Annotated in this window: 16 protein-coding genes; 9 read left to right on the top strand and 7 right to left on the bottom strand. The window is 56.7% G+C overall.

Going from position 1 to position 15783, the window contains the following annotated elements; genetic code table 11:
* Positions 1-45: 45 nt before the first annotated feature.
* Positions 46-279, bottom strand: a complete 234-nt coding sequence (locus tag SBL51_RS17595) for an accessory factor UbiK family protein (RefSeq protein WP_317932416.1) — start codon at positions 277-279, stop codon at positions 46-48.
* A gap of 511 nt (positions 280-790) precedes the next feature.
* On the opposite strand from SBL51_RS17595, the gene SBL51_RS17590 reads away from it, so the two are divergent.
* From SBL51_RS17590 to SBL51_RS17570, 5 genes are all read left to right on the top strand, one after another.
* Positions 791-1468 carry a TorF family putative porin gene (locus SBL51_RS17590; RefSeq protein ID WP_317932415.1) on the top strand — a complete coding sequence of 226 codons (678 nt, stop codon included), beginning with the start codon at positions 791-793 and terminating at the stop codon, positions 1466-1468.
* Positions 1469-1642: 174 nt separating this feature from the next.
* Positions 1643-1981, top strand: a complete 339-nt coding sequence (gene glnK, locus SBL51_RS17585) for a P-II family nitrogen regulator (protein WP_317932414.1) — start codon at positions 1643-1645, stop codon at positions 1979-1981.
* Positions 1982-2060: 79 nt separating this feature from the next.
* A complete protein-coding gene (locus tag SBL51_RS17580) occupies positions 2061-3299 on the top strand; it encodes an ammonium transporter (RefSeq protein WP_317932413.1) in 1239 nt (412 codons plus the stop codon).
* Positions 3300-3617: 318 nt separating this feature from the next.
* A complete protein-coding gene (locus SBL51_RS17575; RefSeq protein WP_317932412.1) occupies positions 3618-3956 on the top strand; it encodes a P-II family nitrogen regulator in 339 nt (112 codons plus the stop codon).
* 231 nt (positions 3957-4187) lie between these two features.
* Positions 4188-4436: a hypothetical protein gene (locus SBL51_RS17570; RefSeq protein WP_317932411.1), complete on the top strand. Its 249-nt coding sequence runs from the start codon at positions 4188-4190 to the stop codon at positions 4434-4436.
* Position 4437: 1 nt separating this feature from the next.
* On the opposite strand, the gene SBL51_RS17565 is transcribed toward SBL51_RS17570, so the two are convergent.
* From SBL51_RS17565 to argH, 6 genes are all read right to left on the bottom strand, one after another.
* Entirely contained in the window at positions 4438-5136 is a 699-nt protein-coding gene (locus SBL51_RS17565; RefSeq protein ID WP_317932410.1) for a DUF484 family protein, read from the bottom strand.
* Entirely contained in the window at positions 5133-5963 is an 831-nt protein-coding gene (gene dapF / locus SBL51_RS17560) for a diaminopimelate epimerase (protein WP_317932409.1), read from the bottom strand. Before dapF ends, SBL51_RS17565 begins: the two co-directional genes overlap by 4 nt.
* An 18-nt stretch (positions 5964-5981) precedes the next feature.
* Positions 5982-7229, bottom strand: coding sequence for a diaminopimelate decarboxylase (gene lysA, locus SBL51_RS17555; protein ID WP_317932408.1), 1248 nt, complete (start codon positions 7227-7229; stop codon positions 5982-5984).
* A gap of 27 nt (positions 7230-7256) precedes the next feature.
* On the bottom strand, positions 7257-7421 hold the full coding sequence (gene lptM / locus SBL51_RS23295; RefSeq protein ID WP_411860494.1) for an LPS translocon maturation chaperone LptM: 165 nt from the start codon (positions 7419-7421) through the stop codon (positions 7257-7259).
* Between the two features lie 103 nt (positions 7422-7524).
* The gene (locus tag SBL51_RS17550) at positions 7525-10362 is read right to left on the bottom strand and encodes a class I adenylate cyclase (RefSeq protein WP_317932407.1); all 2838 of its coding nucleotides are present in this window, start codon (positions 10360-10362) and stop codon (positions 7525-7527) included.
* Positions 10363-10455: 93 nt separating this feature from the next.
* On the bottom strand, positions 10456-11850 hold the full coding sequence (gene argH / locus SBL51_RS17545; RefSeq protein ID WP_317932406.1) for an argininosuccinate lyase: 1395 nt from the start codon (positions 11848-11850) through the stop codon (positions 10456-10458).
* 213 nt (positions 11851-12063) lie between these two features.
* Here argH and SBL51_RS17540 point away from each other — a divergent pair, with 213 nt between their 5' ends.
* The 4 genes from SBL51_RS17540 (at position 12064) to SBL51_RS17525 (ending at position 15780) form a co-directional block, all read left to right on the top strand.
* On the top strand, positions 12064-13146 hold the full coding sequence (locus SBL51_RS17540; protein WP_317932405.1) for a sensor histidine kinase: 1083 nt from the start codon (positions 12064-12066) through the stop codon (positions 13144-13146).
* Between the two features lie 50 nt (positions 13147-13196).
* The gene (locus SBL51_RS17535) at positions 13197-13931 is read left to right on the top strand and encodes a LytTR family DNA-binding domain-containing protein (RefSeq protein ID WP_317932404.1); all 735 of its coding nucleotides are present in this window, start codon (positions 13197-13199) and stop codon (positions 13929-13931) included.
* A 122-nt stretch (positions 13932-14053) separates the two neighbouring features.
* A complete protein-coding gene (hemC, locus tag SBL51_RS17530) occupies positions 14054-15022 on the top strand; it encodes a hydroxymethylbilane synthase (protein WP_317932403.1) in 969 nt (322 codons plus the stop codon).
* 2 nt (positions 15023-15024) lie between these two features.
* Positions 15025-15780: a uroporphyrinogen-III synthase gene (locus tag SBL51_RS17525; RefSeq protein ID WP_317932402.1), complete on the top strand. Its 756-nt coding sequence runs from the start codon at positions 15025-15027 to the stop codon at positions 15778-15780.
* The last annotated feature ends 3 nt before the right edge of the window (positions 15781-15783 follow it).

Genomic DNA, 15783 nt, shown 5'->3' with positions numbered 1-15783 from the left:
TCTGTGCTAAGCGCTCGGAAAAAATGCCACCTTATGACAATTCTATCAGGGGGATTCCTGCAGTTTGGCCTCTAGTTCCGCTAGCTGCGCCTCAAGTTCGAGCACGTGTTGCTCTGTTTTTTCCAGAAGACGGCTTTGGGCATCGAACTCCTGGCGGCTGACCAATTGGTAGCGATCAAGCAGCCGTTGCGTCAGTGCGGAGCTCACCGGCTCAAGCGCGCTGGGGGTGTTGAGCTCGCGCAGTCGGTCAAGCAGGGGGTTGTCGAAGAGAGTTTTCATGGTTGGCAGTTTAATGCGAAACGGCGACTGTTCGCCAGCGGAGAGATTATCTCCTTAGTTTGGGGCGCAAAATCATTATCGGATCCATTATGGTGCGTTGTGTGAGATTGATTCACGGAAGAAGCGGAGTTTTACTCCCCGAAAACCCATTTTGTTAGAAAAACTACAAATATATAGAGTCAATTGGTCAGCTTTTTGGGTGTTAGAGTGAGGATACCCGGACTAAACCCCGCCCTTGCTTACTCGTAGTAGGAAAATATGCACCGTGCGGGTGGCTGGTGTATTTTATTGGTGCATTGTTGCAGCGTTGAATCCACCATCAAAGGCGGTTTTCGGCGGGTGTTATTGCTTTTGAAAAGGGCTTAGAACCCTATATTCCTTATAACCATATGAAATTTCGAGACTTTTTTGTTTTTGGCACATCAAGTGCTAGTTTGGCGGGCGGGCTTGGGGTTGTGTCCTCCTGCTTCGTTTAAGAAAAACTATAGAGCACACATTTGGAGATCAACGAATGAAATTGGCAAAAACTTTACTTGCTTCCGCCGTGGCTGCTGCTGCCATTAGCGCAACTGCACAAGCTGAAATCAGCACCAACATAGCAGTTGCTAGTGACTACGTATGGCGTGGTGTTACCCAAACTGGCTACGGCGCTGCTGTTTCCGGTGGTATCGACTACTCCAACGAGAGTGGTTTCTTCGCCGGTACCTGGTTGTCAAACACCGCCTTTGGCAGCAACGAGATGGACCTTTACTTGGGCTTTGGTGGTGAAGCCGGTGACTTCGGTTACAGCGTTACTTACAACTACTACACCTACCCAACCATCGAAGATGCCAACTTTGGCGAAATCCTGCTGGATTTCAGCTTCCAATTCCTCTCTGCCGGTCTCTCCTACACCGCTAACAGCGATGTTGAAGAGCCGGGAATCTTCGTAGAGGGCGATCTGCACTACTACGTTGGTGCCTCTTTCGACCTGGGCGAAGGCTGGAGCATTGGTGGTACTTACGGCTTCTACGACTTCGATTACGACGGTGATGCTGCCGTTGGTGACGTAAGTTACGGCTACCTGCAGCTGGATCTGGGCAAATCATTGGATGATTGGGGTGACATCGCTGTCTCTCTGAGCGCTGCCGATGAGGAGTCAGGTGAAGACGATCCTATCGTGTGGGTCTCCTGGTCTAAAGGTTTCTAATCAACAAAGATTAGTGACGCTGTAGGGCGGGCGCCTGTGGGTGCCCGCTTACCAGTGAGCTTACCGGTCGGGCCATTTCTTTTACGGCGTGGGTGAGAATTCACACCGGGTGAGCGGACTGGGCAGTTGTTAGTAGCAGCGCCCAATCCAATAGGTAAATAAAAGGGGGAAGGCATGAAGTTAGTAACAGCTGTTATCAAGCCATTTAAGTTAGATGCAGTTCGCGAAGCACTGTCTGAAATGGGCGTTCAGGGGATCACTGTAACCGAAGTAAAAGGTTTTGGTCGCCAGAAGGGACATACAGAGTTGTATCGCGGTGCTGAGTACGTTGTTGATTTTCTACCAAAAACTAAGTTGGAAGTAGCCGTCAGCGATGATCAGTTAGAAGCAGTGGTCGACGCAGTCAGCAAGGCTTCTCACAGTGGCAAAATTGGAGATGGCAAAATCTTCGTTTGCAATTTGGAACAGGTAATACGTATTCGTACCGGTGAAACAGGCGAAGATGCTCTCTGAGCAAAATCCCTTTATTACCAACAATTAATTACTTCTGTTAAGACATTAAATCAAAAAATAGGAACCTTGGAGAGCTGCTATGGAAAATAGTATCTTGGAGCTTCAGTACGCCCTAGACACCTTTTACTTTTTGGTGATGGGCGCGCTGGTTATGTGGATGGCAGCTGGCTTTGCCATGCTGGAATCCGGATTGGTGCGTGCAAAGAACACCACTGAAATCTTGACCAAAAACATCGCCCTGTACGCAATTGCGTGCATTATGTATTTCGTCAGCGGTTATGCCCTGATGTACGGCGGTGACTACTTCCTGACCGGTATTACCGGCGATGGATTCACTGGTGTTGAAGAAGACGCAGCAACTTATGCTCCTTCCGCAGACTTCTTCTTCCAGGTTGTGTTCGTAGCAACGGCAATGTCGATTGTTTCCGGTGCTGTGGCTGAACGTATGAAACTGTGGTCCTTCTTCCTGTTTGCCATCGTTATGACTGGCTTCATCTACCCAATGGAAGGTGCCTGGACTTGGGGTGGTAACCCTGTCTTCGGTATGTACACTCTGGGTGACCTGGGCTTCAGCGACTTTGCTGGTTCCGGCATTGTGCACATGGCGGGTGCCGCTGCGGCTCTGGCTGGCGTACTGCTGCTGGGTGCTCGTAAAGGCAAATACGGCCCGAATGGTGAAGTTAACGCCATTCCTGGTGCTAACCTGCCGCTGGCTACCCTGGGTGCCTTCATCCTCTGGTTGGGCTGGTTCGGTTTCAACGGTGGTTCCGTACTGGCGACCGCTTCGGTTGAAAGCGCCAACTCAGTGGCTGTGGTATTCACCAACACCAACGCTGCCGCTGCTTGTGGTTTGGTTGCTGCCTTGATCGTTGCCCGCATCCTGTTCGGCAAAGCTGACCTCACCATGGCACTGAACGGTGCGCTGGCTGGTCTGGTTGCCATCACTGCTGAGCCTTCCACTCCACAAATCTGGCAAGCCTCTATCTTCGGTGCCCTGGGTGGTGTGTTGGTAGTATTCAGCATCCTGGCTCTGGATAAACTGAAAATCGACGATCCTGTCGGTGCGATCTCTGTCCACGGTGTAGTTGGTCTGCTGGGCCTGTTGCTGGTACCGCTGACTAACGACGGTTCTTCTTTCACCGGCCAAATCATTGGTGCGTTGACCATCTTCATCTGGGTATTTGTGGTATCCCTGGTTGTATGGGCCATCATCAAGGTGATCATGGGCGTTCGCGTAAGCGAAGAAGAAGAGTTCGACGGTGTCGACCTTGCCGAGTGTGGCATGGAAGCTTACCCAGAATTTACCGCTGGTAAGTAACTCTAAGATTGACCAAAAAGCCCGCGCTTATCAGCGGGCTTTTTGTTTTCTTCCCATTTGAACTGGGTTCTTGTGCAGCTCACTGCTCGGTCTGCAGGCTAACCAAAATGGCTGGCGAGGTAATCGCAGCCGGGTTAAGGAGCCGGTAGCGGTAAACTGATGAAAATCAGGCGTAGGGACTTAACATCAATGGGGTCGCTGATAAGTTGCTAAACTTGTGATATGTTACGGCCTGAGATCCACTTCTCCGCTGATGGTTTTTGAACAGCGTGACCAAAACACTAACAACAAGTTTAAATATAAGTGAAGGATAGGTTCATGAAACTAATCACTGCTGTTATCAAACCCTTTAAACTGGATGACGTGCGTAGCGCGCTCTCTGAAGTTGGTGTCCAGGGTATGACTGTTACTGAAGTTAAAGGCTTTGGTCGTCAGATGGGCCACACAGAGCTCTATCGCGGAGCGGAGTATGTTGTTGATTTCCTACCGAAGGTAAAAATCGAACTGGCTGTTGACGAAGATGTCGTTGAGCAGGCGGTCGATGCCATTACCAAGGCCGCGCAAACCGGTAAAATTGGGGATGGTAAAATCTTTATCACCTCTTTGGATGAAATCATCCGTATCCGAACTGGAGAGACTGGCGCCGACGCCGTTTAATCACCTCATCCAGTCCGTATCTTCAGAAACCCCGCCATCCGGCGGGGTTTTTTTGTGGACTAAAGGTCGCGAATTTGAACGTGCGGTCAAATATAACTTTCAATATTAACGAATGCTTATTCAAGGCGAAAATATACTAAAAAAGCGGTTGAAATTTGGATCCAGGCAATAAATCTTGCGCTATAAATATTGTCTTGTGAGTGACTTGTTTTGGTTGGTGGAAGGTGACTTATGTCTGATGAAAACAATGATGATTTCGACACTGACAGCGATGATGTCGCGGATTCGCCGGCAGATGTAACCAGCAGTGAAATTTCTGTCGATCACAGCTTGGCCGCTAAAAACCGCGAGCGCGAAGAGCTGCAAAAACAGATCGAAGAGTTTCTGGCCCGCGGCGGCAAGATCAGCCAGGTTGATACCAATGTCTGTGCCGACCCGCCGCAGAAGCCAAACAGCAGCTACGGTAGTCGGCCCATTTGATTCAGCTGCGGCCTGCCGCTTTGTTGATCAAACGCGGCAAGCTGCGGTTGAGTACCTCAGCTATGTAACCCAGGAATAACGTTCCCATACTGGAGCGGTAGTAGTCCGGGTCTTTATGGCCGATGGCAAGCAGCCCCAGCGGCGAACCATTGTTGACCGGTGCCACAGCGACCGAGCCGATGCTCTGAATATTTTTGGGGAAGAGTTGTTGAATATCCTCCCGCGGCAGCTGTCCGCAAAGGGTTTTGTGGGCTCGCCAGAGTTTCGGAAACTGTTTACTCGCCGAATGGCTGTTATAAACCCGCGCTGGCCCAACCGGGCCCTCTAGCTGTTCATCAAATAGCACTAATGTACTGAATTGCACCTGAAAGTCGTTATCCAGGCTATAGAGCAGTGCATCTATAAAATCACCCAGCTCATCGGTTTCCATCAGCGACAAAACCAGGCGCCGGGTCTTGTCGAACAGTATGTCGTTCTCGCGCGCGTTCTCCACCAGCTGTGTCAAACGGTGGCGCAGTTCCACATTGCGCTCGCGCAGCACGCTCACCTGTTTTTCAATTAGCGAAACGGCATTGCCGGTGTCGTGTGGCAGCAGTAGATTTTGCAAAATATCGCGATGGCGTTGGAAGAACTCCGGGTTTTCGATCAGGTACTTGCGTACCGCCTCGGCATGAAGTGCGTTGTTATCTGTTTTACTCATACTCGAATTTGTCCATGAAAAACCGTGACGGCGGGCCCGGTCATGATGACCGATTGGCCACAGCCCGACCAGCGTATCACCAGGTCGCCACCGGGTAGGTGGACGTTGACCTGCTCGTCCAGTAAACCTTGCAGGCGGCCACTGACCACCGCGGCACAGGCGCCGGTGCCGCACGCGAGGGTTTCGCCAACGCCCCGTTCAAAGACCCGCAAATTAATTTCGGAGGCGGAAACCCGCTCCATAAAGCCAACATTGACCCGCTTGGGAAACATCGGGTGTGACTCAATTTTTGCGCCCAAGGTGGCCACCGGTGCCGCGTTGATATCGTTGACCTGCAACACGGCGTGGGGATTGCCCATGGAGACCGAACCGAACTCGATGGTTTTGTCGTCGATCTCGAGCCGGTAGGTTGGGTTTTGGTTGGTGGCCTGCAGTGGTATCAGATTGGGCAGCAGTATCGGCGCACCCATATCGACGCTGACCTGGCCATCGGCGAGTACTTTTAAGGTCATGATGCCGCTGGCGGTTTCAACCGTAATTACCGATTTGCCGGTCAGGCGACGGTCGCGCACAAACTTGGCAAAACAACGGGCACCGTTGCCGCAGTTTTCCACCTCGGAGCCATCGGCATTAAAAATACGGTAGCGGAAGTCGACTTCGGGCTTGGTGGGGTGCTCCACCACCAGCAGCTGGTCGCAGCCGATACCGAAGCGCCGGTCACTCAATCGCTGCACCAGGTGGGGCGTCAGGTTGGGCTGCTGGCTGATGCCATCGATGACGATAAAGTCATTGCCGAGGCCCTGCATTTTGGTGAATCGAATACGCATGGAGATCGATACCCGGTGCTACGGCAGCAGATGTTCGCCGCGAATCATATCGGCGAAGGTTTCGCGTTCGCGCACCAGCCAACTCTGTTCGCCCTCGACCATAACCTCGGCTACCCGTGGGCGAGAGTTGTAGTTGGAAGCCATGCCGAAACCGTAGGCGCCGGCATCGAGCACCACCAGCAGATCGCCCTGTTCCAGGCTCAGGCGGCGCTCTTTGCCGAGGAAGTCGGCGGTCTCGCAGATGGGGCCGACGATATCCCACTCCTCTGCCGGCGTAGTGCGCTGTGTGGCGGGCAGGATGCGCATCCAGGCCTGGTAGAGTGCCGGGCGGATCAGATCATTCATGGCGGCGTCGACCACAGCAAAATTTTTGTGTGTGGTGGGCTTCAGGAACTGCACCTGGGTAACCAGGGCACCGGCAGCGGCGGCGATGGAGCGGCCCGGTTCCAGAATCAATTTCAGCCCGCGGCCCTGTAACTGCTCGGCCAGAATTGCCAGGTAGGCATCGGTACTGGGTACGATCTGTTCGCCGGAGTAGTTAATACCCAAGCCGCCGCCCATATCGATATGTTGCAGGGCAATGCCACTCGTGGCGAGTTCATCGACCAGTGCCAGGATGCGAGCCAGGGCATCTTTGAAAGGGGCCAGTTCGGTCAGTTGAGAGCCGATATGGCAGTCGACGCCAACGATATTTATACCGGGCAGTGATTTAGCGCGCTGATAAACAGCCGGTGCCGATTCAATATCAACGCCGAACTTATTCTCTTTCAAACCGGTGGAGATGTAGGGGTGGGTTTTGGCATCGACATCGGGATTTACCCGCAGGGAGATATTGGCCACCTGGCCAGCCTCGGTCGCCACCTGGGAGAGCAGTTCCAGCTCAGCCTCGGACTCCACATTAAAGCAGTGCACACCCACAGACAGGGCGCGGCGCATCTCTGCGGCCGATTTGCCAACGCCGGAAAATACCACTTTAGTGGCGTCGCCACCGGCGGCCAGAACGCGCTCGAGCTCGCCTACGGAGACGATATCAAAACCGGCGCCGAGCTTGGCCAGGGTTTGCAGCACGGCGAGGTTGGAGTTGGCTTTAACGGCGTAACAGATCAGGGTGTCGATACCCTGGGTACTGGCCTGGTAGGCGCGAAAGGCGGCTTCCAAAGCGGGCTTGGAGTAGAGGTAGAGCGGAGTGCCGTACTCTTTTGCCAGGGAAGCGATATCCAGTGCTTCAAAATAGAGGTTTCCGTCACGGTAGGCCGTTGGGTTCATAGCTAAACAAACTTCGCTGCGTATAAGTTACTGAGTGGTTTCGGGTTGGTTGGTGGTGGGCGTCTCATCCGGCAGATAGAGTGGCCCGGTTTGTCCGCAGCCGGAGAGTGCAATGCTGAGATAGCAGCCAAGCAATAGGAAAACCGCACGTAAAATACAATGTGCTGCCTTGGGCTGTCGCTGTGGGTGCATAGTCAATTCGCTCTAAACCGGCCGACTGGCCTTGCAAAAGGTCGCAGGCCAAAGCGCGCGAGTATAACAGGAAGCCACGCCGCACGCAGCGCCGAAGCCGGTTTTAGGGGAGTTTGCGTTGGTAGGCGTTAATGCGCTGTTCAATGTCGTTTTTGATGCGCAGGAAGTGGCCGAGTAGCAGATCGCCGCCTTCACTCAGGTCGTTGCGGCAGAGGGAGAGATCGAGGTCACTCAAATAACAGGGGTAGCTCTCTTTGCTGTCGCGGCGGGCCATGATGAACTTGGCGGTGTCGGATAACTGCTGTTCGACATCGCCTTCCAGCTCCATCTGATCGAAGATAAGCCGATAGCTGAGGGCACCGGCCAATTGGCTGGGCTCGGCGATGGCTTTTACCTCAAAGTGATTGTTGCTGCTCACCTGCGCGGCCACGTGCATGGGCTCGCACTGGCTCCAGCGGGTGCCCACCCGGCGCAGGCGATAGAAGGTCACCGGGTAGACGCCAAAGCTCTGGTCGCTATTGTGGCGGGTGTAGAGCTCGCGGCTGATGATGCGGCGAATGAACAGATGTTGGGCCTGCAGCAGATTGTCCAGGCGGCCAAAGGGCAGCTGCGAAATGGTCAGGTTTTGCAGGTCATCCATAAAATAGAGGCGGGCGCGGTGCTCACCCATCAGGTAGAAAAAGACCTTAATGCCGGGCTCTTTGGCCTTGCTGTAGATCAGCCGCAGTGGCGTGTCGGGCAGGGTGCGATTATCAATCAGCCAGTGGCCGGGATTATAGTTGGGCCGTTGCACGGCATCGAGCAGATAGTCGGCAGAGCTGTAGCTGTCGAGCGAACTTTTACGGCCATCGCCGCGCAGCAGATGGTAGCGCTGGTCGGTTTGGAAAATGAAATTGAGCCCCAGCCGTTGGGGTTGCGATAACACCGTCTGCAAGGCCGGATTCAGTTCACTGAAAAATTCCTGCAGGCGGGCGTTGATAATGGCCGAGTGCTGCGAGCGCGCGCAAAAAATATAAACCCGGGGCAGAGGCGCGTTACCCTGGCTGTAACAGAGTTGCAGATAGCGTTGGGTAAACTGCAGCAGCGGCTGCTCGGTAAACGATTGGCAGACAATCTCGTTCCAGCTGTTGCTATAGATCAGATCCACTGACCCTACCAAATCAATTTTATCGTCGCCGTAGCAGAAGGGGTCGCTATTGCTGGCGGTGCCGCGCGCGCTTGGCTCCTCCTCTTCCATTAAATTGATAAACACCATCGCTTTGTCGAGCTTAGCACCGGCCAGGAAGTCGCTGTGCTTGGCCTTCTCCAAGGGGAAATTAAAACAGCCGGCCAGCGAGCTGAGGTAGTGTTTGATGTTGGCCGTTTTCACGCGGCTGCCTTCCACCAATATCTCGGTACCCTCTTTATAAATTTCATTGACCAGGCACCAGCAGAGCAGCTCGTTCAGATGGCTGGCCTGTTTCAGCAGTAGGTTGCGGTTGGTCATGCTCTGCCGGTTGGGCAGGGCGTAAACCGACCAGCGCTCGGCTGTCGGCCGCTGTGGCCGGTAGCGGATCATCAGCAGGCCTTCGGAAAGATCGGCCGAGATATCGGGGTTGATGCACTCAATCTTACCGGCCTTGCGATCGAAGGCGGCGTGCAGCTTGTGGCCCAGTGTCTCCAACTCTTGCTGGTCGATACTGTTTTTGGCGCCCACCTGGTTGGCGAAGTTGGAGATGAACCGGTAGCTGGTAATCAGCTCGTGCACCAGGTTGTGTTTTTCCAGCTTTACCTGGGCCGCCTTCCAGTTTTTGCGGTTGTCCATGTGGGCGATATGGCGGTCGTTCCAATCCCAGCGTATCACCAGCGACTTCATCAACCGCCACTGCCAGCCAAGGGCACTGGGGGAGCGGGTGAGCGGGCAGTGCACCTTAAAATAGAAGGCGCGGCGCACCAGCTCCAGGCGCTTCAGCTCCTTGCGCTCAGTCAGGTAGTTCTCCAGCCGCTGATAGAGGCCGACGTAGGCGTCGAGCCGATCGAGGTTGACCTCGCCGTGGTAGACGCGGCGCTTGAAATCGAGCGAAAGGGTATCGATCTGCGGGTAGTTGTCGGCGTAGGCCTCCAACAACAGCAGTTTCAGCACCGATTTGTAGGGCGAGTCGATCCCCTTGTAGAGATGCCAGATACCGGCGCCGACAAACTCGCCGGCGGGAATATGAGCAGCCGAGCCGAAGTCGAGCACCTCGTTGGGCCGGATAAACTGTTTGCGCACCAGCAGGTCGGCGCAGTGGTTGTAGTCCTGTTCCCGTTCCGGTGGCACAAACCACCACAGGGGAATGCGGCCACCGAGCCAGATGGCGGTGCGGTAAAACTCATCCAACAGCAGAAAGTGTTGGGTGCTGCCGCTCGATTCGTCGTCCAGGTTCTCCATGCGACCCGATTTAAACGCCTCGGCATCCATGGTGAAGCAGTGCACCTCAACACCCAGGGTCTGTGCCCAGCGGGAGATGCGTTCACCTTTAAGGGAGAGCAGGCGCAGGGCGGCGCTGTCGAGGCCGGGCCGGTGGCAGACCCACACATCCAGATCGCTGCGGCTACCGTGGGCAATGCTACCCACGCTGCCCATAATAAACACGGCGTGTACATCGGCTTCGCGGTGGCTGGTGTCGTTGAAGTTGAAGCTGCGCGACAAGCGCTTAAAGGCGAGTTTGGTGCGATTTTGCAGTTTGTAGTTGCTGAGCCCGGCCGGCGTTTGGTTGGAGACGTAACCGGGCAGGGCGGGGTGGTTGTAGTGGTAGAGGGCGGGCAGGGCATCAAGCACCACCTGTTGACGATCACTCAAGCCCAGGCGGGTACGCGCCAAACGCTCCTCGCTGATGGCGAGAAAGCGCTTCTTAAGTTTGATGAGCAGGTCCCGATCAAGTCCTTGATCGAGATTGGCGATGTCGATTGGGTAGTCCATTGCCGAAGTATAGTGGCAGATACCTGATTGGAGCAGAACGGACTGGAAAAAAGTGCAGGGGTTGCGCCCACTTGGGCAGAACCCCGTCTTCTGTTATTCGCCGAGCGAGGCTCGCGCCCTGGCGATGGCCTGGCGTACCTGCTTGGGGGCGGTGCCACCCCAGTGGTCGCGCAGTGCCACCGAACCTTCCAGGGTAAGAATGGCAAACACATCCTCCTCTATGTGGCTGGAGAACTGCTGCAGCTCAGCCAGAGAGAGTTCGGCCAGGTCCTTCTGCTGGGCGATACCGTAGGCCACGGAGCGGCCGACGATCTCGTGGGCATCGCGGAAGGCGACACCCTTGCGCACCAGGTAGTCGGCCAGGTCGGTGGCGGTGGCGAAGCCGCGTTTGGCGGCGGCCAGCATCGACGCCTTTTTGGCGGTGATGGCGGGCACCATGTCGGCAAAGGCGCGCAGGCAATCCTTAACGGTGTCGACCGCATCAAACAGTGGCTCTTTATCTTCCTGGTTGTCTTTGTTGTAGGCCAGCGGCTGGGATTTCATCAGCGTTAACAGGGCGATCAGGTGGCCATTGACGCGGCCGCTTTTACCGCGCACCAGCTCCGGTACATCCGGGTTTTTCTTCTGCGGCATGATCGACGAGCCGGTGCAGAAGCGGTCGGGCAGCTCAATAAAATCGAATTGGGCCGAGGTCCAGATCACCAGCTCCTCCGAGGCGCGTGACAGGTGCGTCATCAGCAGGCTGGCAAAGGCACAAAACTCGATGGCAAAGTCGCGATCGGAGACGGAGTCGAGGGAGTTTTCCGTGGCCTGGCTAAAACCGAGCAGCTCGGCGCTATAGGCGCGATCGATCGGATAGCTGGTGCCGGCCAGGGCGGCGGCGCCAAGCGGCGACTGATTGAGGCGCTTGCGGCAGTCGAGCAGTCGGCTGCGGTCGCGCTTAAGCATTTCGAACCAGGCCAGCAGGTGGTGGCCAAAGGTGACCGGCTGCGCCGTTTGCAGGTGAGTGAAGCCGGGCATAATGGTCTCGGCTTCGCGCTCGGCCAGATCGAGCAGGCCGGTTTGCAGGCGTACCAGCTCGAGATCGATAGCGTCGATCTCATCGCGCAGAAAGAGGCGGATATCGGTCGCCACCTGATCGTTGCGCGAGCGGCCGGTGTGCAGCTTTTTACCGGTGATGCCGATCAGCTGCGTAAGCCGCGCCTCGATGTTCATGTGCACATCTTCGAGCTCAATCTGCCACTGAAACTCGCCACTCTCAATTTCGCCGGCGATCTGGGTGAGGCCGGTGATGATCTGGTCGCGTTCGGTGTCGGTCAGTACCCCGACCTTGGCCAGCATGGTGGCATGGGCAATGGAGCCTTTGATATCGTGCGCGTAGAGTCGCTGGTCGAAATTGACTGAGGCGGTAAAGCGCTGCACGAATTCATCCGTCGCTTCGCTGAAGCGACCTCCCCACTGTTGGTTGCTGGGGGTTTTTTTACTCATAACCGAAAGACCTGTGTTGAGAGGGTTGCCGGGTGGTGGCAAAAACGTTATTCGAAGTGGTCGATGCCCGGCGACGCTGAGGCCGCATATGCAAAAGACCAAGGCGGCGCGATTATAGCCCAACGCTTGGCGTAACTCGAAAACTATAAATTTTGGCCGATACTTATACGGTTATCCTAATTTTCCCTAAGCCCCTGAAGAGATCGACGGCGAATGCCAGAGCAGCCAGTATCACCCAAACCGCAGACCCATCCGTCCGCCCCCCCGGAACCCTTCTACCCCGACCTCTGCTCCCTGCAGGCGGTACTGTTCCAGGTGTTGGGTACCGCGCTGTTGGCCCTGGTGGTCACCCTGATGCAGGCGCCGTTAACCGCTTTCGATTGGCCGGCGCTGGGACAGATCTCCATGTTGATGCTGTGGATCACCCTCTCCGCGGCGGCGGTGTTGTGTAAGTGCCGGCTCTGGCTGGGAGCCCGCCCGCCCTGGCTGGCGGGGGCGCTCAGTTACCTGCTGGTGCTGACCCTGGCGTTTGGCTACACCCTCGCCGGGCAGTGGCTCTTCTGGCGGGATGTGCACTGGTCATCGCTGATTAAGGTTTTGTTTATTGCCGCCATTTTAGGGGGGGTGGTGCTGCGTTATATGTATCTGCAGCAGCAGTTGATCCAACAACAACAGGCCAGTAACCAGGCGCAGATCAACGCCCTGCAGGCGCGCATCCGGCCCCATTTTCTGTTTAACAGCCTGAATGCGGTGGTCAGCCTGATCGGTTTTGATCCGGAACGCGCCGAGCGGGTAGTGCTCGATCTGTGTGATCTGTTCCGCGCCGCCATTGCCGAGCCGGCGCTGGTGAGCCTGGCGCGGGAGCTTAAGCTGGCCCGGCAGTATCTGGAGATCGAAGAGCTGCGCCTGGCGCGTCGCCTGCGCGTTGAATGGCAGTTAACGGGCGATCTGGAGTCGTGCCTGATTCCCAGCATGACGCTGCAGCCGATTCTTGAAAATGCGGTCTACCACGGCATCGAACCGCGCCCCGAGGGTGGCGAAATTCAGGTGATTGCCGAGGTGGGCGAGAGCCGGGTCAATGTCACGGTGGTCAACCCGCTGCCAGAGCAGGCGGTGGCGCGGCCGGGCAACGGTATAGCCCAAGCCAATATCCGGGCCAGATTGCAGGCCCATTTTGGTAATCAGATCACATTTAGTGCCGGCCCGGACCACGATCGCTACCGAGTCCATCTAAGCTATAGATGGCTAGAGGCAAATTCGAAAGAAAACCGGCAAACGAGCGAAATTCACCCATAATTATGGGTATGAGAAAAAACTAATCATTAAACCGAGTCGAGAAGGATTACATGGATATCTTGCTAGTAGACGATGAGCCCCTGGCCCGAGAGCGTTTAAAAAAGTTACTGCAGGACCTGCCGGAGTGCAGATTGGTTGGTGAGGCCGAAAACGGCGATGAAGCATTAACGTTGATCATGGCGGAAGATCCGGATCTGGTGCTGCTCGATATTCGCATGCCGGGCCCCTCTGGCATGGAGGTGGCCAAACAGATCAGCGAGCTCGAGGATCCACCGGCCATTATCTTCTGCTCGGCCTACGATGAGTACGCCCTGGAGGCCTTCGGCGTGCACGCCGTCGGTTACCTGCTCAAGCCGGTGCGCGGCGAGGATCTGAAAGCGGTGATCGACAAGGCGGCGAGCATGAACCGCCTGCAGCGTCGCAGCCAGCAGACCGACGAGAGCCCGGTGCCCCAGCGCCAGCACATCAGCGCCAAAACCCACCGCGGCCTGGAGCTGATCGAGATCGACAGTATTCGCTACTTCAGCGCCGATCAAAAATACGTGACGGTGATCCACGCCGGCGGCGAAACCCTGATCGACGACACCCTCAAAGAGTTGGAAACCCTGCTTGGCTCCCGCTTTGTGCGGGTACACCGCAATGCCCTGGTGGCCAAGAAGTACATTCTCGCCCTGGAGAAGAGCCAGGAGGGGGGTTACCACCTGCGCCTGGAGGGCTGCGAACGCAAACCCGCGGTCAGCCGCCGCCACCTCTCTTCCGTGAAACAGCTGTTACAGAACCTGTAGTTGCGCCCGGGAGAGGTTCCGGGCCGGTCGCCGGGATAGACCCTAGTTGCCGACAGGGTTGAACGCTAGGCACTAAGGGCTGTTATCATAGCCGCCATGTCGACCAACCTATGGACCTCCCAATGGCCAACGCCTCTGCTTCGGGTTCCACCCCGGGCGCCAAAACCCTGCGCATCGCCACCCGCAAAAGTGCCCTGGCACTGTGGCAGGCGGAATATGTCAAAGCCCGCCTGGAAGCGGTGCACCCCAATCTCACCGTAGAACTCTGCCCCATGACCAGCCGCGGCGACCACATCCTGGATGTGCCCCTGGCCAAAGTTGGCGGCAAGGGGCTGTTTGTCAAAGAGCTGGAGCAGTCGCTGTTGGCCGGTGAATCCGATATCGCCGTGCACTCCATGAAGGATGTACCCATGGAGTTTCCTGAGGGGCTGGGGCTGGCGGTGATCTGCCCGCGCGAGGATCCGCGCGACGCGTTTGTCTCCAACACCATCGCCAGTTTTGAGGAGCTGCCCTACGGCGCGGTGGTGGGTACCTCCAGCCTGCGCCGCCAGTGCCAGCTGCTGTCGGCGCGCCCGGACCTGAAAATCAACTTCCTGCGCGGCAATGTCAATTCGCGCCTGGCCAAGCTCGACGCCGGCGACTACGACGCCATCATTCTGGCGGCGGCGGGCCTTATCCGTCTGGAGATGGGCGACCGTATTCGCCAGTTTCTGAGTACCGAGTTAAGCCTGCCGGCCGGTGGCCAGGGGGCAGTGGGAATTGAGTGTCGGCTGGCCGATGCCGAGACGCTGGCGCTGTTGGCACCCTTGCACGATGAGCCGACCGCGGTGCGGGTAACGGCAGAGCGGGCCATGAACCGCCGCCTGGAGGGCGGTTGCCAGGTGCCCATCGGCTGCTACGCCGAGCTCGAGCAGGACCAGCTCTGGCTGCGTGGCTTGGTGGGCCAGCCCACTGGTGAGTTACTGTTGCGCGATGCCATTCGCGGGCCGCTTACCGAGGCGGAGAGCCTGGGGGTAACCCTGGCCGAGCGGCTGTTGGCGGCGGGCGCCGATAAGATCCTGGCTGAAGTTTACGGCGACAGTCACAGTTAACTATGCGGGTCTGGATTACACGGCCAGAGGCGCAGGGGCGTAAAACTCAACAGCGGCTGGCCGCCCTGGGAGTGGCCGGCTGGCTGCAGCCGGTGATGACGATCGAACCGCTGGCGGAGACCCCAACCGTGCGCCAGCAGGTAATGGATCTCGATCTCTACCAGTTTGCCATTTTTATCAGCCAGAATGCGGTGCACTACGGTGTGGCTCTCATCGACCGCTTTTGGCCGCAGTGGCCTGTGGGTTTAACCCTGCTTGCCATCGGCCAGGCCACGGCCAAGGCACTGGCCGAACATGGTCACCTGGCGGCGGCGCCGGTGGCGGTAATGGACAGCGAAGCGCTGTCGGCACTGCCCGAGTTGCAAGCATTGGCCAATAGTCGCGTCATTATTTTTAAGGGTGAAGGGGGGCGCGCCCTATTAGCGGAAACGCTCCGCGCACGGGGTGGCCGGGTGGATGAGTGTCCGCTCTACGGTCGGCGCTGGGCGGCTGAGGCCAGCCTGGCACTGCAAGCCAGTGATTTCGGCAGCCAGCCGGACGACGCCATGCTCGCCTACAGCGGCGAAAGCGTCGAACTGCTGGCCAAAACCCTGGCCAGTGGTGGCCGCCAGGCACTCACTCGGCAACCGCTGGTGGTGCCTGGTAGCCGGGTGGCCGGGGTCGCCCGAGCGTTGGGCTTTGAACAAATAATCGTGGCAGACAACGCCACCGACGACGCCATGTTGGGCGCGTTGCTCCCGAACCACCCGATAAGTTAACGA

This window comes from Halioxenophilus sp. WMMB6 (assembly GCF_033283405.1).
Taxonomy (GTDB): domain Bacteria; phylum Pseudomonadota; class Gammaproteobacteria; order Pseudomonadales; family Cellvibrionaceae; genus Halioxenophilus.
This window is presented reverse-complemented; position numbering and strand designations above follow the sequence as displayed.